Below are 20725 nucleotides of genomic sequence, written 5' to 3' on the forward strand. Positions count from 1 at the left end.
CACCTGATTTCTTCGGGTGATTTTTTTGTTGAAAATAATTTAGCAAACCCCTTTCTTTTTCATTTCATAAGGAGTAAGATGACCTTTGACATTTTTATAAAACAAATAGTTAACAGAAAGAATTATAGAGAAAAGGGAGAATACACTACATGCAGACGAAACAAACGGAACAGCTCACCCTGTTCAAACTGTCGTGGCCGATTTTCATCGAACTTGCCCTCCATATGGGAACCGGGATCATCGCCACATTGATGCTCGCTCACTACTCAGACGCCGCCGCCTCGGCCGTCGGGGTTGCCAACCAAATCTTAAACGTGTTCTTGATCGTCTTTAGTGTGACGTCTGTCGGGGCGACCATTTTGATCGGTCAGGCCATCGGGGCTGGGCGCATGAAGAAGAGTCGTGACTTCGCCCGCTCCGCCGTCAGTTTGAACATGTGGCTCGGTGCAATCATGGTCGGCGTCATCTTCTTGTTCGGCGAAACGTTCTTACGCCTGTTCGGTCTATCGGACGAACTGTTTGCACACGGGTTGTTGTTCCTGCAAATCGTCGGCTTGTCGTTATTCACCGAAGCACTCATCATGGCGCTCAGTTCGATCCTCCGGAGTCACGGGATGACGAAACACGCCATGCTCGCGACGCTTCTGATTGATATCATCACCGCCGTCGGTGCCATTTTTGCCGTTACCGGCTGGTTTGGCCTTCCGGTCACAGGCGTTGCCGGTGTCGCTTGGGCCATCGTGATCGCACGATTCGCCGCTATGGTTCTCTTGTTCTGGCTCGTCAAGCGGAAGCTCATGATCCGCTTCCCGTTAAAAGAATTGATTCGTCCGAAGAAAGACGACATCCAATCGCTTCTTCAAATCGGTGTCCCTTCTGCCGGAGAGAATTTATCGTATCAGGCATCCCAAATTATCATCACTGGATTTATCGCGACGATGGGCGAGGCGTCTCTTGCTGCTCGAGTGTACGTGATGAACTTGTCAATGCTTGCCTTCTTGTTCACCGTCGCCGTCGCGCAAGGAACCCAGCTTTTGATTGCACGGGATATTGGGGGGAAACGGTTTAAAGAAGCCTATCATCGTGCCGTCAAGACATTGAAGATTGCCATGTTCGCATCGTTCGTCGCCTCTCTCGGTTTAGCGGTGTTCAGCGAATCGCTACTCGGTCTCTTCACATCAAACCCTGACATCATCGCGGTCGGTGTGCCAATCTTATGGGCGACGCTCATTTTAGAGCCGGGTCGCGCCATGAACATCGTCTTGATGGGGTCATTGAAGTCTGTCGGGGACGTCCGCTTCCCGGTCATGATCGGAATTGCCTCGATGTGGGGCGTCGCCGTGGCGTTCAGCTACTTGTTCGGTCTTCAAATGGGACTCGGCATCCTTGGGATTTGGCTCGCCTTCTCCCTCGATGAGTGGTTCCGCGGATTCTTCGCGTTCCGTCGTTGGAAATACGGGACATGGCAACAAAAAGGCTTCCAGTTCGAAGCAAAATCAACCACGTAAAAAAGCGGCCGCAGCCGCTTTTTTCATTTCATCAAGAATGCCTGCATCGCTTGGCGGTGCACGTCCGTGTCCCCACACTTCCGTTGCCATTTGATTTCTTCATTCAATCCGTCCTCAAATGAAGCGGCTCGCATGAGCGCCTTCATCCCTTGGACAGCGACCGGTGATTTCCAAGCGAGAGTCTCCGCATATGAAGTCAATCGCTCCGTATACATCGCATCTTCTACGAGCTCAGTGACGAGCCCAAATGTACGCGCGGCATCCGAGTCAATCGTACTGCCACTCCAGAGCCAATCTAATGCGAGGTCGTCGCGCATGAGTCGACGTAAGTGATATGGGCCGCCCGCATCAGCAACCAACCCGATTTTAATGAACGCCGAGCTGAACTTCGTCGACTTGGCGACGATTCGAACGTCTGCCGCGAGTGCCAAACTGAGTCCTGCTCCAGCCACGACACCGTGAATCCCTGCGATGAGTGGTTTCTGACATGAGAAAAGCGTACGTACGAGTGGATGATACACGTCTTCTAAATATTCCCCATAGTCCGCATCGCTCTCAATCGTTAAATCTTGTCCGGATGAGAACGCTCGTCCCTCTCCGACAAGAACGATGACACGAACCGTGTCGTCCTGTTCAAATGTGTCGATTGCCGTTTTCATTTCACGAAGCAACGTCTCGTTCAAGGCGTTTAGCTTTTCAGGTCGGTTCAGTTTCAACCACCCTACTCCATTGTGTGTCGTCAATTGAATCGTCTCCATTTTCATTCCCCCTTCAAAATGAATCATTGTTCATTTCTTCGTCATTCCTTCAAACTCCTTCCTTTACTGAAAAGTTTTTTGAAGTTCAATTGCCGGGAAGTTGGTTGATTTGCTATTCTAAAAGGAGTCGGTCACGAAAGGATGAGTCAGATGCAACTGACAAACGCCGCTCGGCAACTGAAACAGAAGAAGATTCCGTTCACCTATCATACGTATGAAGTCGATGAAACCGATGTCTCTGCCAAACATGTCGCGGAGACGTTGCATAAACCGCTCGACGAACTGTATAAAACGATTTGTCTCATGAACGAAAAAAAGCAATATGCCTTCTTTCTCATCTCTGGAGAGCGTGACATCGATTTAAAAGCAGCCGCTAAAGCTTGGGGGGCGAAGAAAGCATCGACCGTCCCGATGAAAGAGCTCGAGACATTGACCGGTTATATTCGAGGAGGAGTCTCTCCGATTGGGGCGAAGAAGCCGTTCCCTGTCTATCTGCACGAAGCAGCTCAAGACAGAGAGACAATCACCATTTCTGCTGGAAAACGCGGCTATCAAATCGAATTAACACCTGAAGATTTACTGCAATTTACAAACGGGCACTGGTTCAGCCAATGACCTTACTGGGGGCAAAATTATGTGGAAAGAACGTATCCGTTCGTGGGTCCCAAACTCCTTTACGTTCGGAAATTTATTTTGTGGTGTCGTCGCCATCGTCTACGCCGCACGTGGTGACTTCTCAAACGCCACACTGTTAATCATCATCGCGATGATGCTCGACAGTTTAGACGGGCGCCTCGCCCGTATGCTCGGGGTCGCTGGCGATTTTGGGAAAGAATTGGACTCACTCGCTGATATCGTAACGTTCGGGGTCGCACCGGCGATGCTCGCTTATTACACCTTCTTTATTGATTACGGCAATTATGGATTGTTTTTTGCGGCACTTTTCCCGCTATTCGGTGCCTATCGTCTGGCTCGCTTCAATTTATCAGCGACAAACGTTGCAGCGAGTTACTTCTCTGGTGTCCCGATCACGGCCGCCGGGGGACTTCTCGCTGTCATCACAACGTTCGGTGACCGCGTCAGTGAACTGTTAACACCGATTTTCTTCACAGGGCTCGCCTTGTTGATGGTCAGCCGTGTTCGTATCCCGAGTTTTAAAGATGTACCATTGCCACGTCACTCGTTCATCATTACCATCAGTCTCGTCTATGTGACGTATATGATGTTCGCACGTTGGAAAGAATGGCCGACATTTTGGTTCATCGCCGTCCCGTTCTATGTCTTATTCATCGCCTTCTCGTTCGTGAAAAGACGAAAACGGATGGCCAATTGAGAGTCTCGTTCAGCGAGGCTCTTTTTTGTACATGCATTTGTTAGACGAAGACTTCAATGAGCTTTAGAATAAAAAGTAGAGGTGATGGAATGAAAGTGTATCCGTTTATTTGGAAATGGTTTATTGTTTGGTATTTCATTGGGTTGATTTTAGTTGGATTCGACCTGCTTCCACCTTGGCTCGAGTGGGCAAACCCCGTCTTTTTATGGCTAGCCGGGGCGATAGGTGGAACGATTCTTTATCAAGGAATTCGACAAGGAGCTTGGATTGTTCCGTTTATTTTCTTCGGTTCAATCGCTGTGGAGACACTCGGCGTAAAGACGGGATTCCCGTTCAGTGAATACGTTTATGCTGAAGCGTTCGGTCCGACAGTTTTTGGAGTTCCTGTCACAATCGGTGCGGCATGGCTTGCCGTGATTGGCTCTAGTTTTGCCGTTGCCCGTCTCTTCACATTCCGCCACAATATTTTATGGCTCGTTCCGATTCTCGCCGTATGGCTCGATATGGCAATCGATCCCGTAGCGGCAAACGTGAAAGGCTACTGGGAATGGGCGAATGACGGCTTATACTATGATATCCCGACACAAAACTTTATCGGTTGGTTCGGGTTATCCCTTATTTTCTCATGGTCGTTACAGCGTCACGAACGCGCTGTTGATTCCTTGTTGATCCGGCACGGCGTCTATTTGTTCGTCATGCTTCACGCACTCTTCGGTATCACGGCTGTCAATGCAGGTCTCTATGGCATCGGGCTCCTCAGCATCCTCACATCCGGAGTGATTCTACTTGAAAGGAGGGGGCGCGATGATCGAGTCACACAAAAAGAAATGGTTCAATAACCTGTTCTCGACGTTCGTGAGGGAACGTCAAATACGTCCCACCTTCCATAACATTTATATCCGAACGGACGACGTTCCGACCCCCGGATTATTTTTAAGTACACATAGCGCGTGGTGGGACGGTCTCATCATGTATATGATCAATGAACATTTTTTACGACACGATATTCATGTGTTGATGGATGAGGATGGACTACGTCGCTTCCCGTTCTTTCGACACCTCGGTGCCTTCTCGGTGAAAAAAGGAAGTCTCTCCGATGTACGGGTCTCACTGGCTTATGCGAATGAATTGCTCGCGTCCGGGAAATCCGTCTGGATGTTCCCTCAAGGACAAGAGATGCCACAGGAACTTCGACCTGTCGAAATCGAGTCTGGCGCAACGTTGTTACTGAACGACCGCCCCGTCCAATTATGCGCCATGTACTATTCGTTTGAGAACCATGCGGAACCCCTTGTATATGTCCGCTTTCGAACAGTAGTCGTGACGTCGATGACACGACGAGCTCAGAAGCAGGAAATCGCGCAAGCACTCGAGGCGCTCTATGACGACGTGCGACAAGACGCCATCATTCGGTCTGATGCCTATGTGCCGCTCTTTCGACCACGTCGTAATCTTGCTGAATGGACAGAAACAATGTTCCGACTTGGGAGGGGACGTTCATGATCTTATGGCTGCTCACCCTCTCGATGTTTATCTTTACCCTAATCAATCTTTCGTTCTTGAGACCGCTCGCCGACCCAGGACGCACACCGGCGACAGCCGTCTGCATCCCGATGCGCAATGAGTCGCGTCACGTCGATCGACTGATTTCAAATTTAAAGCAGGCGATACCGGATGGGACTCATGTTTATATCTACGAGGACCGCTCCGAGGATGATACATATGAAAAATTGAATCGCGCAATCGGTAACGATACCCGTTTTACCGTCATCCAAGGTGTTCCTTTGCCCCATGACTGGGCCGGAAAAGTTCATGCTTGTCATCAACTAGCATCACGCACGACTGAACCGTATCTTCTCTTTTTAGATGCGGACGTCACGATCGATTCGAGTTTTATCGCCCGCATGCATGCCACGCTCGCTCGAGAGCAGGCCGTCTTTTTATCAGGTTTCCCTCAATTTCCGACATCCACATTTCTCGGGAAATTGTTGATTCCGATGCAACACGTGCTCATCGCCCAACATCTGCCTTTGTTTTGGCGTAAAGTGAAACACCCCGCATTTGCCGCGGCGAATGGCATGAACGTACTCGTCGAGCGGAACAGCTACGAGGAAGTTGGCGGACATGCTGCTATTCGAACGTCGTTGATTGATGATATCGATTTATGTCGAACGTTCAAACGTCATCAAAAAGTCACGTCACTCGTTCAAGTCTCCCCGTTCATCTCCTGCGACATGTATGAAACGAATGAAGAAGTGTGGACCGGGTTTTCAAAGAACGTATTCAAGGGAATGAATGAATCAGTAGGACTCGCCTTGTACTTCATGACATATTACGGCATCCAGTTGACGGCTATGCTCGCTTGGATCTTTTCACCGAGTTGGCAGACGATTAGCGCAGCGATTTTCGTGCTCCTCGCGCGTCTCGCTGTCGATCTGAAATCAAATGGGTCCGGTACATGGTACCATCCACTCAGTTTAATCGCTTACTTGACCTTACTCGGGAATGCCGTCATTCGTAAATGGAGACGGTTGCCCATCACGTGGAAAGGTCGTCACTATTTCTAAGCAGACGTCTAAAGGGGGACAATTGTATGAAACAAATCATAGTGATTGGGGCTGGTCTCGGTGGACTAAGCGCCGCCGTCACGCTCGCAGCACGAGGTTATGACGTCACGGTCATTGAAAAGAATCAACATGTCGGTGGCAAACTCATGCCCATTATAACCGACGGTCACCGGTTCGACTTTGGTCCAAATACGATCACGATGCCGGATGTATTTCGTTCAGTCATTCGAAATAGCGGGGCCAATCCGGATGACTATTTTGAGTTAATCAAGCTCGATCAACATACCGTCAACCACTACACAGACGGGTCATCCTTCACGTTCAGTGCCGATCGGGCAAAACTTGAGGTCGAAGTACGGCGTTTGACCGGTGACCAGTTGAAACACAATCAGATGCGTGCCTATCTAGATGAAGCGGAAAAGCTGTTCGACATTGCGAATAAGCGCTTCTTCACACAAATGGACACAAAGTTGGATCCCGGTCTTTGGGCGGACATGGTCAAAGTGCATCCACTTCAAAGTTTGCACGCCCTTCACAAGAAGTATTTCAAGGACCCACGCATTATTCAGGCGCTCGACCGCTATGCGACGTACATTGGTAGCAGCCCATACGTGACACCAGGTACGTTCGCCCTTATCGCACATTTGGAATTGAATGAAGGCGTCTATTTTGCGAAAGGTGGAAACTGGAATATCGCAAAAGGGTTCGCCAAACGGGCGAGCGAACTCGGAGTGACGTTCCGACTCGGTCATGAAGTGACGAAAATTGATGTATTGAACGGAAAAGCACATGAGGTCGTCGTCGATGACCAAGAAGTCATCTCGTGTGATGCCGTTCTTCTCAACGGTGAACTCTTGACGCAATACCCGCGACTCGTTGACGCGAAAGACCGCCCATCTTTCCCAGTCCCGACACGCGATACCGTCGAACCTTCGATTTCCGCATTCGTCATGATGGTCGGATTGTCCAAACGATTGAATTTGGCACACCATAACGTCTATTTCTCAGACGACTATGAAAGGGAATTTAAAGCACTTTTCCAAGAAGAACGTTATGCAGACGAACCGACAATCTATATTTCGAATTCATCCGCAACCGATCCGTCGATGGGCGAGGCAGGAGACAACCTGTTCATCCTCGTCAATGCTCCGGCACATCTGACCGAAATTGATGCAGATACGTATGAGCATTTGATTCGCAGACGATTACGTATGTTCGGTGTGGATTGGGAAGAAGAAGAGGTGCTCTACCATAAGCGGGTGACCCCACAAGATTTGACTCGCGATTTTTATGCGTATTATGGCGCACTTTATGGCACGTCGGCCAACTCGAAAAAAGGGGCATTTTTTAGACCTGCACCGCGATCGACAGATGTATCGAACATCTGGTTCGCTGGCGGTTCGACTCATCCTGGCGGTGGCAGTCCGATGGTGACGCTTTCAGGACAATTCGCTGCACGATCGATGTTAGAGGACATACCTCTGACAATATGAACATTTTGTGAACGCGAGTTTCGACACTTGTCGACAATTGAAAGACGTGATAATATCATATTCGAGTTCAAGCAGTTCTGTAGCGTTTGTTACACCTGTAGCGATCGAATGGCTTCCCCGAGCCTCATCGCGTTTTGAACTTGTCACACCCGAGAAAAAGTGATGAGCGAGTTTCCCCACTCGTATCCCGTAGTTGAGACAGCTTGCGTATGATGTTCCCCCTTAGTCCATCAAGCATCCTGTTTCGACGAAGATGTCCCAACTGATTCATTCCCCATGAATCCCGGCACATCTTTAGGGCTTCATCACAAACCGATTCATTCGTTTCCCCGATGAATGAATCACATAACGCTTACGCCACTTTTGGTCCCCCGCCAAAAGTGGTTTTTTTTGCGTACAAAAAACTGTAGACGCCATCGAGCGTCTACAGGGAATCGAATCGCTTATAGTTTTGCCAACAACTTTCCTTTTTGTAAGGTCGATACGTATGCCCGCTTTGTGAAGACGTCATGTCGATTCGCACGTGCCGCATCAAGAATCCCTTCATAGAGAAGAGCCGCTGCTTGTACCGGCTTTCGACTCGCGAGTGGATACAGATGATGGGTTTCGCGTGCCTGTTCATACAAGAACTCTGCACGATTCGCCAACGCCTCCCATAGATCGATAAAGACAGGGGTCACTTCTCGTTGGTGTAACATCGCTTCACTCACACCGTACTGACGCATCATCGTACGGGGTAAATAGATGCGGTCTCGATTCAAATCTTCACCGACATCACGTAAAATATTGGTCAGTTGCATCGCAATGCCAAGGTCGATGGCGCCTTGCCTTAGCTGACGTGTCGTCGCAGCGTCCTGATTTGGGACAAGGATCGGGAGCAGCATCAGACCGACCGTGCTCGCTGCATAATAGCTATACTGCTCGGTCTCTTCGAGCGTTTCATACCGCGACTTATGTAAGTCCCATTTCATCCCTTCCGCCAATTCAAAAAATGGTTCGACGTCCATGTCATAACGTTTCCACACATCACGAAGGGCAACCCATAGTGCTTCATCTTGGTCGTAACCAGCTAAAAAGCGGTCGAAGTCATGCAAAAATGCTGCCAAACTCTCTTCTGGACGGTCTGATTCATCGACCGCATCATCGAGGGTGCGACAGAAAGTATATACTGCCATGACCGCTTGACGGTCTGGTTTTGAGAGCAAAGAGAAGGCCCGGTAAAAGGTTAACGAGCCCTTCTTCATGATTTCCTCACATTGACGATACGCTTCTTGTGTCGTCACGATGCATTGCCCCCATTTCTTCTTCCATTTTTTTCACAAGTAATTGCGACCCAATCATAACGATGGGGACGCCACCGCATGGATGGACGGATGCGCCCACCGCATAGAGGCGTTCGATTTTCGGGAATGGTCTCGCTTGTGGTTTGAAGGCGGCTGACTGAGATAACTTTGGTGCAATCCCAAAACTTCCTCCTTCGAACAATCCGAATCGCTCAGCATCCATCGGTGTCCGGACTTTCATCTCGATGACGCGTTCACGGAAATCAGGCATGAATGCCTCGATTCTTCCTAATAGGTGTTCGATTGTCCCTTGTGCCTCAAAGTCTTCTCGTTCCAATTTTCGAGGAACCGGGACAAGAACATATAATACACTCGTTCCTTCTGGCGCGAGGGTTACATCCATTCGCGATGGATTAAAGGTGTACATCGCTGGATACTCACTTAGTTTACCATCCTCAAAGATCGTACGCATCGATCCTTCAAAATCATTCGGTAAATCGAATTGGTGAATCGGTAAGTCGAGTTCGCCGTTGACGGCGAAATAAAGAAGTAACGTACCGCTTGACGGTTCATACGTCTTTGGCGTCACACCATCAATCAGGCGCTCCATGAGTGGAAAATCACCGTTCACGACGACTGCATCATACGGTACATATTCGTCATTTACCGTGACTCCATTGGCCACCCCGTCCGTGACATGGACACGATTGACGGTAGCATTCATCTCGAAATGAACACCTCGACGCTTCAACTCTTGTTCCATTTTCGTCGCTAGCGAAAAATATCCTCCTTTTACATACCAGACTCCTTCTTCTTGTTCACGATAAGGAATGAGTCCATATAACGAAGGAGTGGCATAAGGATTTCCGCCGATATAGAGCGTTTGTAAACTATAGGCGACACGTAAACGTTCGTCTTCAAAGAAGCGTTTCATATTCGCGTGAGCCGTCTCATATGCTTTTAACCGCATGAGAAGGAGAAGTAGTTTAGGCTCGAACAACTCCGCTTTCGAGGCATAACTACGATCTAAAAACGTATCGAAGCCAATTCGATACTCTTCTTTCTTTTGGGACATGTACTGACGGAAGGCATCTCCTTCGCCGAAAGTTCGTTCGATTTCTTCCGCCTGTCTCTCGATTTCCCGATATTTATAGAATGATGTCCCGTCTTGATACCGCAAGCGGTAAAGTGGATCGACTTCAATCAACTCTACTTCATGTTCAGGAAGACCCGCCTCAATCAGTTGTTGTTTCAGTTTACTCGGCAATAAGACGATGGTTGGACCTTCATCGACTTTCGCCCCATTATCGAATTCAACGTAGTTCAAGCGTCCACCGACCCGGTCCTCTTTCTCATAAATAGTGATTTGAAGTGACGGATTGCGTTTCGTCAATAAGAGGGCGGCATACAGTGTACCGACCCCTGCTCCGACAAAGCTAATATTCATCGGCCGACACCTGCACGGTCACGCAAAAGGTTCGTCGTGATCCGCGCTGATTCAAAGATGGTCGGCAGCCCACTTCCTGGGTGGGTCCCACCCCCGACGAGCCAGACGTTGTCGAGCTCTTCGAATTGGTTATGCGGGCGGAAATACATCATCTGGGATAAGTTGTGCCCTAGATTGAACGTTGCACCTTCATATACACCAAACGCTTCCCAGTCCTCAGGTGTCAACGCCTCCATCACCTCGATGTGTTGACGGATGTTTCGGTAAGGGGAACGTGTCTCAAGCGCGTCGAGAACGCGCTCTGTCATGGTCGCTTGTAACGTCTCCCACGGGAGGCCAGATAAATTGTTCGGCACCGGTACGAGAACGTAAAGCGATGACTTGCCAGGAGGCGCAAGTGTCGGGTCGATGCGTGAAGCATTCTGTACATAAAACGAGAAGTCCTCGCTCAATTTCAATTCTTGTGTCATCTCTTTGACATTCAATTCATAATCGTCCGCGAAGTGAATCGAGTGATGCGCCACATCTTCGTAGACATGGTCGAGCCCGAGATAAAGCATGAATGTCGAGCACGAGTAACGCTTCTTCTTGAGTTGAGTCGGACTCCACTTCGTTAGTTTACCGTCTGGAACGAGCGACGTCATCGCATGTGCGAAGTCAGCACCAATCACGACTTCATCAAACGCATAATGGACACTCCCGGACACGAGACCGGTCACGTTTTGATCATCCATGAGAAGACGCTCTACCGGTTCGCCTAAACGAATGACGCCTCCCTCTTCTTCAATCACTTTCGCCATCGCATGACACAGCTGGTTCACTCCGCCAATCGGGTGATGCACTCCGTAGGCGTGTTCCATGTAAGACAAGATGGAGAATCCACCCGGACATTCCCAAGCGGACATCCCCAAATATTTAGCCTGAAACGTGAACGCATACTTCAGCTCTTCGCTCGTGAAGTACTCGGACAAGACGTCATAAAGCGATTTACCGATCGAGAGGAACGGTAGCGCCTTGAGCACGCGCAACGAGACATAGTCGGTAAGCTTGTCATGTGCGGTCTGAAGCACAGGCATCAATTTAGACAGTTTGATCGCCTGTTCACTCATGAACCGTTCGTAACCTTCGCCATTCCCTGGAAATTGTTCTTCGATGGCGCGATACATCTGATCACGATCTGTTGTCATCGAGAGTTGACGCGTCCCACGGTCGAAGTACAAATCATACATCGGCTCCAACTGCTTCATCTCGACATAATCATGCAGATTACGCCCTGTCTCTTCAAAAATTTCTTCTAAAATATAAGGCATATTCAAAAACGTAGGCCCTCGGTCGAACGCAAATTCACCTACTTCTAAGCGCGACGTTCTTCCGCCTACAAACGGTTGTTTCTCAAATACGGTGACGTCTACACCGCGATGCGCCAGTAGCATCGCTGTAGCCAATCCACCTGGTCCTGCCCCAATAACGGCAACTCTTTGTTTCGACACACTCAACAACTCCCTATGTGAATAGTCTCTTATGCTTCTCTATCATTATAGGAATGACGGGAGACAAGTTCAATTTTGAATCGGTTGATTGAGCAGGTTCGTCTTCCCTCGCTCAGCGATGACGATATACCAAGAACCTTCCGGAATGAATGGGATGAAGCGGATTTGATCAAAACCTACTTCTTGCATCTGCCGGCGCAATCGTGGAATGGTCGGAAGCGGGTACAGATTATCGTGGAGTGTCATAAACGCATTGAACGCGGAAGCGAATCGTCCACCGAGCGCTGTTTCGGCGAGCGGGGTCACGAGAATGGCGATACCCTTTTCTTCTAAACGCTCCCGTAGTCTCTCAAGCAACTTGATACGTTCTTCTGGTGAGAAGTAATACAGCATATTGTTCATCATCACCGCATCGAATTGCTCTTCTGTTTCCCAGTTCATGAAGTCAGCTACTTCGAAATGAATGTCACCACTCTCGTCTCGCGAGCGTGCCTCTTCGATTACCTCTTCCTCTAAATCGATGCCTGTCAGTTCCCAACTCGGTTCGAGCGCTTGGAGTTTACGTAAGTAGCCGCCGTGCCCACATCCAATATCGAGCATCGATTCGACATTTGCCTGTCGTAAAAGTTGTTGCACGATTGGAAATGCGACCGTTTCGACGAGTGTCGATGTCTTCGCGACGACTTGACCGTGTTCAGCTCCATCAAACGTCTTTTGCTTCCCAGACTCTAGAAATTCCGGATAAGCGATTAACGCGGGGATATGAAGCTCCATCATTTCTTGAAGCATGAACCCGATGCTCCGTTCATCGTTACCGGATAATTGATATTTCAATCCACGCGTCGGATAGTAGCGCCAGCCTCTCTTTTTCAAATGACGGACGGCGACCCCGACTTCTAACCAACGCTCTAGCGCAAGTTGTGTCAATGGGCGTTTTAGACGTAAATTCATCTCCGCCATGCTCGCGCCACCTTGAAGCGCATCGAATAGTCCGAACTTGTAGCCGATATAGCCGTGCCATAAGGGTAAAAATGATTCAGTTTGTTTCATCCATTTCCGCGCGTGTAAAACTCGTGTCCATTCCATCATCTGTTGATCCATCGTTTCACCTCATCGTCGTAATTACTGATTTTTTTATTTTCCCCTAATAATTTGTGTACAAACAAAAAAATCCCACTTCGGTGTGCGAAGTGGGAACGTCTTATTGAATAAAGCTGTTGAAGAAAGATTGTCCATAAGGCAATGCATAGCCGATGAAAATCGTAATGAGCGCCAAGACGATAAACCCGCCAAATAGTCCGTTTGACGGTTTTTTCTTTTTGACTTTGACGAGCGTCATCTCACCGAAGATCAAAGTTAATAAACCGACCGTGATTTTCACGTGATAGAATGTCCCGCCACCATTCAACTGAAGGTAGAGATAAAGTCCTGTTCCGAATGCGATGAGTAACATGAGTCGAAACGCCATATGTGCGATCTTTCCACTCTTGTTGCCGTTCTTATAACCGATATAGGCCACGGCAAACAAAATAAGTAACAAAATCCAGCTCGTAACGTGCGTGTGCAAGAATGCAATCAGTGGCATTCAAATGCCCCCCTTTATGATGTTGTACAGTCTTCATTGTACACGAATTCTCTCCCGATTGGTCAAGCGAACGATTCTAAAAAATGAGCCATCCTCAAGGGATGGCCCATACATTATACAGGAGTCGTCTCTGCCTCTTGGACAGCGTACTCATAGCTTGGGATTTCAACGATGAACGTCGAGCCCTCATGCTGAATCGATTCTACATGGATTTGGCCGTTGTGACCACGGACGATTTCCTGACAAATCGGTAATCCGAGCCCCGTACCGCCGATTTCACGACTGTCGGAGTTGTCGACACGATAAAACTTATCAAATAAGCGATCGAGCGCGTCACTTGGAATCCCGATTCCTTCGTCCTTCACTTTAATGGACACGATTTGCTCGTGATGCGCAAGTTCGACCGTGATTTTTCCACCTCTTGGAGAATACTTCACGGCGTTCGACAATAGATTACTCATCAACTGTTTGAACTTCTGGCAATCGACGAATAATTCATATGGACGTGCATCATCTGCAATCAATTCGAATTCATGTTTCAACGACGACGCCTCATAAAACGTCAACATGTCTCGGACGACCGGCTCGATATCAAGCTGTTCCCGGTCATACATTTGACTACCGGATTCCATTCGTTGCACATCGAGGAAGTCGTTGACGAGATGTGTCAGACGCTCCGTCTCGGAGTGAATGGTCTCCAAGTATTTAGCTTGTTTTTCATTCGGCAACTGTTTTTTGACCATCAATTCCGTGAATCCATAGATGGACGAGAGCGGCGTACGCAGTTCATGCGAGATGGTTGAGATAAACTCACTCTTCAATCGCTCCGCCTCTGTCTCACTCGTGATATCTCGGAAGACGAGAAGCGTACCTTTTGAAAGTCCGCCGACAATGATGCGCTCTGCATACATCTGCAAGTTCATTTCGCCCTTACGAATCGAGAAGCTTACACTGTCATGTGGGAAATCTTCGGTGAACAGGCGATTCGTATACTTCGTAAAGTCCTCCGCTTGATCGACCGTTTCAACAAGACGATTCCGCCATTCTTCCCACGTTTCTTCTTCAAGGTCTTGTGAACTGACGTCACTTAACTCAGGGAACATCTCATAGAGTGGACGGTTGACGAACACGTCATTCGTCGAGTGGTCGATGTAGACGACCGCTTCTCGAATCGAATCGAGAATTCGCTCCGTCTTTCCTTTCTCCCGTTTCATCTCTTCAAATAGACGCATCCGTAAGAGAGAAAGCGAGAGCTGACGAGCGAATGACATGATGTCGCCCATCTGGGTTTGGGTGAAACGATCTTTGTATCGGACCAGATAGATGAAGGCAATGATTGAATCATCTGTCGGGTCATGGACCGGTACCGCCGTCTCAAACATATAGTACGGATACGGGAGCGGATGGTCGCTCGCGACTTGTTTCGACGAGTGTACCGTCGTCTTCAATGTCATCGCGCGCGTCAATACGGAATTTTCGCTATCGAGCAACTGACGAGACAACGTATCGTTCAAGCCGTGGCTCGTCACGCGATACGTACCCGCTTCATCCACGAAAACGAGTGCACCGACCTCTGAATCTGTAATCGTGACCAGTTTCTCAATGATTTCCGGATAGGCCGTAAGCGAATCGCGTGACGCTAACGTCTCCGTCAATTCATTCCGATACGCGAGGTGTTGCTCGTTCTGTTGCGTCTGTTCTAAAATTTCTTCTAGTTCTTGTTGCTGTGCCTGCAATTCTTCTTGTTGGGCAATCAATTCTTCTTGTTGCGCTTGCAACTCATGGTTTTTTTCAATCAAATGTCGTTCATTGTCACGAAGTGTCTCAGCCATCTTATGGAACGATCGAGACATCGTCCCAATCTCATCTTCTCGTTTCATCTGATCGCTCAAATCAACGATTTCTCCTTTTAACAAGCGGTTCGATGCGATGGAAAGTCGTGAAATCAAACGTGTTTGACGGCGTAGGAACGGCTGGACAAACAATAAGATCAATACGGCGAACGAGGCGATGCTCATGATCCACAAGAATTGAAGCATATTGTTGTTCTGTCGCCATTCAACGTAGACGGCCTCTTTTTCAGATGCCATCAACTCACGATATTCTCCGAGCGCAGACTCTACCTCATCAATCGGTCCGAGGATGTCGATTCCACGTTGCGGATTAAATTGGACGAGTCCTTGATCAATCAAGCGCTGAGCCGTCGGCAACTCGGCAATCGTTTGAGCATCGATAAACGTCTCTGTGACTTCCCCCTCTTGTTGCGCTTGGGCATATTCATACGTCACCGGAATGATCACATCATAGTAAAAGTCGTGGAACTGCTGAAGATCTTCTGCGAACAATTCTCCTTGGCGCGTCTGAACTTGTGTTTTGAACCAATTGATTTCCTGTTGGAACTTCGCCTCATTCGCACGTGAACGTTCGAGCGATGCTGTGTCGCCGAACAAGAGATATCCTCGTGTATCATATTGGTCAGCCTGCCACTCATCCCAAAGCGTAGTCAAACGGTTAACGCGTTCATCGACCTGACGCAATCTCGTCTCGTTCGCCTCCAAACGGTTCTCGATATAGACATAAGTCAATGCCGATCCGACCAACGCAATGACGAGGAAGGAATAAAGGACGACCATGATGTCGCGTCCGAGTTTTTGTTTAAACCACCTTTTCACTTCACGATGCCTCCTATGATTTTGACGAGTTCAAGTGGGCTGAACGGTTTAGAAATGAAGTAGTCGACACCAATCTCGTTCGCGCAATCACGGTCAGATTGTTGGCTTTTCGCCGTCAACATCATCACTTTCGTCTCTTGTCGCCCTGGTAACTTCCGTACTTTTTCAATCACTTCAAGCCCTGTCATGCCGGGCATCATATGATCCACAATGACCAAATCATATTCATTTTCTTCAATCAATCGATAGGCCTCAATTCCATCTTGTGCCTCGTCGATGTCATATCCTTCATCTTCTAATGTATCCATAACAAGCATGCGTAGCACTTCTTCGTCTTCCGCAAGTAAGATTTTAACCATAATTGTTCCTCCATTTTTTATCCCATTTTTTTATTTTAACGGATTTGTAATTGTTACACAAAATAAAAAGACGTACGAAACTCATCTCGTACGTCTTTTGCCTAATTACATTGCCCCAAAACCTGTATTCCAGTTATACGACTTCTTTTTCAGCGAACTGACTATTGTAAAGTTCTTCATAAAAACCACCAGCTTCAAGAAGCGATTCATGTGTTCCTTGCTCAATGACCCGACCTTGGTCCATAACCAAAATCAAATCCGCATCTTTGATGGTCGATAAACGGTGAGCGATGACGAAACTCGTCCGCCCATTCATAAGCCGTTTCATCGCCTGTTGAATCAAAATCTCAGTACGCGTATCCACACTCGACGTTGCTTCGTCTAAAATCATAATCGGTGGGTTCGCCAATACTGCTCGCGCAATCGTCAGCAACTGTTTTTGACCTTGTGAAATGTTATTGGCCTCTTCATTCAACACGGTGTCGTATCCGTCTGGCAATGTTCGAATGAATGCATCCGCATGCGCCGTTTTCGCCGCGTTGACGACTTCCGTCTCAGTCGCTCCCGTTTTCCCATAGGCGATGTTATCACGAATCGTCCCGTTGAATAGCCACGTGTCCTGTAAGACCATTCCAAACGTATGTCGCAAATCTTGTCTCGACATTTTACGCGAGTCTTTCCCATCGATGAATATCTCTCCACCGTTCAACTCATAAAAACGCATGAGTAGATTAATCAATGTCGTTTTGCCAGCGCCTGTCGGACCGACGATGGCCACCGTTTGGCCCGTCAACACATCGAGATTCATATCTTGAATGAGTAGGTCGTCGCCGTATCCGAAATCGACATGACGGAACGTGACATTTCCTTCGGCACGTTCTAATTGATAGGTCGTCACATCTTTCACTTCTTCTTCTTCATCCAGCAGTTCAAATACACGTTCCGCCGCGGCAACCGTCGACTGGACGATGTTCGCGATATTCGCTGTCTGGGTGATTGGTTGGGTGAACTGACGTGTATATGTGATAAACGCTTGAATGTCCCCGATGGAGATGCTGCGCTGCGTGACCAAAATACCGCCGACGACACTAATCAATACATAGCTGATGTTCCCGATGAACATCGTCATCGGCATGATGATTCCGGAAATGAATTGCGCTTTCCGTCCTGCATCGTAAAGCTCCTCATTCACATCGTCAAACTCACGCACAGCTGTCTCTTCCCGACCAAACGCTTTGACGACCGCGTGCCCTGTATACATTTCTTCCACATGGCCGTTCAGTCGTCCAAGGTGACGCTGTTGATCGGAAAAATATTGTTGCGACCGTTTCAAAATCGGACGAATCGCAAAAATCGTGAGCGGAAGGGACACAAGAGAGATGACCGTCAACAGAGGACTGATCGACAGCATCATAATCAAAATTCCAATGATGGTGACGATGGAAGTAATGAATGACGTGACACTCTGTTGTAGCGTACTCCCAATCAAGTCGATGTCATTCGTCACCCGGCTCAATGTCTCCCCATTCGAGCGTCCGTCATAATATTTGAGCGGAAGTCGTTCTAACTTTTTGTTCACGTCTTCGCGCAAATCATAGACCGTTTTTTGGGCAACACCGGACATCAAATATTGTTGCACGTAGTTGAATAGACTACTGATGACGTAAAGGCCAGCGAGGAGCGACAAAATTTGTCCGATTCTCGTGAAATCAATTTCTGCCCCTGGCACACCTGTAAACTTCGCATATGCCCCTTCAAACAGTTCGGTGATGGCGATTCCCATGATTTTCGGACCGGCAATCATAAAGATTGTACTTAAAATCGCCGCGACAAACACAGCAATCAACGTGTTTCGCCGTGGTTTCAAATAGGCAAGCAAACGACGGAACGTGACTTTGAATGCTTTTGGCTTTTCGCCCATCATCATCATACTTCCACCGCCCGGACCTCCTGGACCGCCGTGTCCCCCATGAGTTTGTCGCGTATTTGCTTGTTTCTCACTCATGCGATTTCCTCCTCAGACAATTGCGATTTCACGATTTCTTGATAGACCGCATTCGTCGCAAATAATTCCTCATGTGTCCCGACTCCGGCAACGGCTCCTTCTTCTAGAACGATGATTCGGTCGGCGTCCATGATCGTGCTGACACGTTGTGCAACAATCAGTACCGTCGCATCTTTCGTTTCTTCTTTTAACGCTTTGCGAAGGGCGGCATCCGTTTTAAAATCAAGTGCCGAGAAACTGTCGTCGAACACATATAAATCCGGTTTCCGAACGAGAGCTCGCGCAATCGACAGACGCTGTTTTTGACCACCCGACACGTTTGACCCACCTTGTTCGATCACAGCCTCATATCGGTCTGGCATCTTCTCGATAAAGTCACTTGCCTGCGCGATGGATGCGGCATGAACGACTTCTTCCACTGTTGCATCGGTCTTCCCATATCGAATGTTCTCAGCAATCGTACCTGTGAACAGCAACGCCTTTTGAGGAACGAATCCAATCTTCGAACGAAGTGCCTCTTGTGGAACCGCTTGGACATCAACACCATTCACGCGAATTGTCCCCGACGTCACATCGTAAAATCTTGGAATCAGATTGACGAGTGTCGATTTACCTGACCCCGTACCCCCAATCACCGCTGTGACCTCACCTGGATTCGCTGAAAAACTCACATCGGATAGCGCTGGTTCTTCAGCACCCGGATAATAGAAGGTCACGTGATCAAATACGAGTGTCCCTTGCTCAATGTCCGCAGTCTTTGTCCCGTCATCAATCAGTGAAGGTTTCATCTCGAGCACTTCGTTGATCCGGTTGGCAGACACAGAAGCCCGAGGAACCATGATGAACATGACTGATGCCATGACGAGCGCGAACATGATTTGCATGACGTATTGAATGAACGCCATCAAATCTCCGATTTGCATCGCACCGTTATCAATCCGAATCCCTCCGAACCAAATGACGCCGACAACCGTCAAGTTCATCACGAGCATCATGACCGGCATGAGGAACGCCATGATTTGGTTCACTTTGATTGAGACGTCCGTCAACCGTTCATTCGCCTTCGTCAATCGCACCTGTTCTTCTTTTTCACGGTTGAAAGCTCGGATGACACGGATGCCCGTCAGATTTTCTCGGAGAACAAGATTGAGCCGGTCCAATCGATTCTGTACCTTTTTAAACAACGGCATCGCCTTCCAAAAAATGAGGAAGATTGAAATGACGAGTACCGGCATTGCGGCAACAATGACAAGAGACAACGTCGCATCCTTCGAGGTCGCCATGATCAATCCACCGACAAACATGATCGGCGCACTCACAACCATTCGCAGCATCATGATGATGACCTGTTGCACTTGCGTGATGTCGTTTGTCGTCCGTGTGATGAGCGAAGCCGTCCCGACACGATCGAACTCTTCAAGCGAGAAGCGTTCCACATGATTGAACACACGTCTTCGTAAGTCACGACCAAATCCCATCGCCGCCTTTGAAGAATAAAAACTGGCCACAATAGCAGCAAGTGCTCCAAGTCCCGTCACACCAAGCATGATTCCGCCCATTTGCCAAATGTAGCCGGTATCGCCCGTCACGACCCCATTATCGATAATGTCCGCCATCAACGTCGGTAAAAATAAATCTGCTAACGACTGCGCGAACACAAACAATAAAACCATCAGAACAGCCCATTTATAAGTAACGAGACGTTTCAATAACTTAATCATGTCGACACACTCCTTCACAATCTGTGAGCCCTTCATTCAATCCATCCGCAATATGTTGATGGGCTGTAAGCATATGATGATACGTATCTTGATCGAGACGAGACAAAATTTGATTCAATTGATATTCCGTCCCTTCTTCTTGTCGCTCAATCTCCTCAATCAAGCGTTTACCTGATTGGTCAATGGTCAACACAACTTCTCGCCGATTATCCGGGTTGATATCCCGACGAATCAATCCTTTCTCCACGAGACCATCTAATGATTGACTTAACGTGCTCTTTGGCATTCTTGTTCGCTGAACCAGTTCCTTTTGCGTAATCGCACCCTGTTCATTCAACATCATCAGACCGTGCAGTTGAGGTAATGTGAGATCGTTTTGTTGCGCCGTCTGATGCATGAGACGAATCAGGACACGCTGCACACGCCAAAATGATTGCATCATCTCCCGTGCCCGATTTGTATTTGTCTCGGTCATTCTTATTCACTCCTTTATCGTTCCGAATC

At 48.3% G+C, this 20725-nt stretch carries 18 protein-coding genes; 7 read left to right on the forward strand and 11 right to left on the reverse strand.

Annotated features, from left to right (window positions below; translation table 11 throughout):
• Positions 1–149: 149 nt before the first annotated feature.
• A complete protein-coding gene (locus KNO69_RS10105) occupies positions 150–1508 on the forward strand; it encodes an MATE family efflux transporter (protein ID WP_214817624.1) in 1359 nt (452 codons plus the stop codon).
• Positions 1509–1531: 23 nt separating this feature from the next.
• On the opposite strand, the gene KNO69_RS10110 is transcribed toward KNO69_RS10105, so the two are convergent.
• Positions 1532–2266, reverse strand: a complete 735-nt coding sequence (locus KNO69_RS10110; protein ID WP_214817628.1) for an enoyl-CoA hydratase/isomerase family protein — start codon at positions 2264–2266, stop codon at positions 1532–1534.
• A 150-nt stretch (positions 2267–2416) separates the two neighbouring features.
• On the opposite strand from KNO69_RS10110, the gene ybaK reads away from it, so the two are divergent.
• The 6 genes from ybaK to KNO69_RS10140 all read left to right on the forward strand — a co-directional run bounded on the left by ybaK (position 2417) and on the right by KNO69_RS10140 (position 7659).
• Entirely contained in the window at positions 2417–2881 is a 465-nt protein-coding gene (gene ybaK / locus KNO69_RS10115) for a Cys-tRNA(Pro) deacylase (RefSeq protein WP_214782239.1), read from the forward strand.
• Between the two features lie 19 nt (positions 2882–2900).
• On the forward strand, positions 2901–3599 hold the full coding sequence (pssA, locus tag KNO69_RS10120) for a CDP-diacylglycerol--serine O-phosphatidyltransferase (RefSeq protein WP_031421233.1): 699 nt from the start codon (positions 2901–2903) through the stop codon (positions 3597–3599).
• 89 nt (positions 3600–3688) lie between these two features.
• Positions 3689–4438, forward strand: coding sequence for a carotenoid biosynthesis protein (locus tag KNO69_RS10125; protein WP_214817631.1), 750 nt, complete (start codon positions 3689–3691; stop codon positions 4436–4438).
• On the forward strand, positions 4404–5102 hold the full coding sequence (locus KNO69_RS10130; RefSeq protein ID WP_078146446.1) for a lysophospholipid acyltransferase family protein: 699 nt from the start codon (positions 4404–4406) through the stop codon (positions 5100–5102). The genes KNO69_RS10125 and KNO69_RS10130 overlap by 35 nt, the downstream gene beginning before the upstream one ends.
• Positions 5099–6166 (forward strand): glycosyltransferase family 2 protein, encoded by a 1068-nt coding sequence (locus KNO69_RS10135; protein WP_214817632.1) that lies wholly within the window; start codon positions 5099–5101, stop codon positions 6164–6166. The genes KNO69_RS10130 and KNO69_RS10135 overlap by 4 nt, the downstream gene beginning before the upstream one ends.
• A gap of 26 nt (positions 6167–6192) precedes the next feature.
• Positions 6193–7659, forward strand: a complete 1467-nt coding sequence (locus KNO69_RS10140) for a phytoene desaturase family protein (RefSeq protein ID WP_078146444.1) — start codon at positions 6193–6195, stop codon at positions 7657–7659.
• 443 nt (positions 7660–8102) lie between these two features.
• On the opposite strand, the gene KNO69_RS10145 is transcribed toward KNO69_RS10140, so the two are convergent.
• The 10 genes from KNO69_RS10145 to KNO69_RS10190 form a co-directional block, all read right to left on the reverse strand.
• Positions 8103–8942, reverse strand: a complete 840-nt coding sequence (locus tag KNO69_RS10145) for a phytoene/squalene synthase family protein (RefSeq protein ID WP_214817634.1) — start codon at positions 8940–8942, stop codon at positions 8103–8105.
• On the reverse strand, positions 8911–10389 hold the full coding sequence (locus tag KNO69_RS10150; RefSeq protein ID WP_214689338.1) for a phytoene desaturase family protein: 1479 nt from the start codon (positions 10387–10389) through the stop codon (positions 8911–8913). Before KNO69_RS10150 ends, KNO69_RS10145 begins: the two co-directional genes overlap by 32 nt.
• The gene (locus KNO69_RS10155) at positions 10386–11879 is read right to left on the reverse strand and encodes a phytoene desaturase family protein (RefSeq protein ID WP_214817637.1); all 1494 of its coding nucleotides are present in this window, start codon (positions 11877–11879) and stop codon (positions 10386–10388) included. The genes KNO69_RS10150 and KNO69_RS10155 overlap by 4 nt, the downstream gene beginning before the upstream one ends.
• Positions 11880–11948: 69 nt before the next feature.
• Complete coding sequence (locus tag KNO69_RS10160; protein ID WP_078146440.1) at positions 11949–12980, reverse strand: class I SAM-dependent methyltransferase; 1032 nt, start codon at positions 12978–12980, stop codon at positions 11949–11951.
• 100 nt (positions 12981–13080) lie between these two features.
• Positions 13081–13464: a YisL family protein gene (locus tag KNO69_RS10165; RefSeq protein WP_015880968.1), complete on the reverse strand. Its 384-nt coding sequence runs from the start codon at positions 13462–13464 to the stop codon at positions 13081–13083.
• Between the two features lie 113 nt (positions 13465–13577).
• The gene (locus tag KNO69_RS10170) at positions 13578–16136 is read right to left on the reverse strand and encodes a sensor histidine kinase (RefSeq protein ID WP_214817639.1); all 2559 of its coding nucleotides are present in this window, start codon (positions 16134–16136) and stop codon (positions 13578–13580) included.
• Complete coding sequence (locus KNO69_RS10175) at positions 16133–16495, reverse strand: response regulator (protein WP_015880966.1); 363 nt, start codon at positions 16493–16495, stop codon at positions 16133–16135. Before KNO69_RS10175 ends, KNO69_RS10170 begins: the two co-directional genes overlap by 4 nt.
• Positions 16496–16628: 133 nt before the next feature.
• On the reverse strand, positions 16629–18500 hold the full coding sequence (locus tag KNO69_RS10180) for an ABC transporter ATP-binding protein (protein ID WP_285800572.1): 1872 nt from the start codon (positions 18498–18500) through the stop codon (positions 16629–16631).
• Positions 18497–20221, reverse strand: coding sequence for an ABC transporter ATP-binding protein (locus KNO69_RS10185; protein ID WP_214817641.1), 1725 nt, complete (start codon positions 20219–20221; stop codon positions 18497–18499). The genes KNO69_RS10180 and KNO69_RS10185 overlap by 4 nt, the downstream gene beginning before the upstream one ends.
• Entirely contained in the window at positions 20214–20696 is a 483-nt protein-coding gene (locus KNO69_RS10190) for a MarR family winged helix-turn-helix transcriptional regulator (protein WP_074037656.1), read from the reverse strand. The genes KNO69_RS10185 and KNO69_RS10190 overlap by 8 nt, the downstream gene beginning before the upstream one ends.
• Positions 20697–20725: the final 29 nt, after the last annotated feature.

Origin of the sequence: Exiguobacterium sp. s131 (assembly GCF_018617345.1) — a bacterium.
GTDB classification, from domain to species: Bacteria; Bacillota; Bacilli; order Exiguobacteriales; family Exiguobacteriaceae; genus Exiguobacterium; species Exiguobacterium profundum.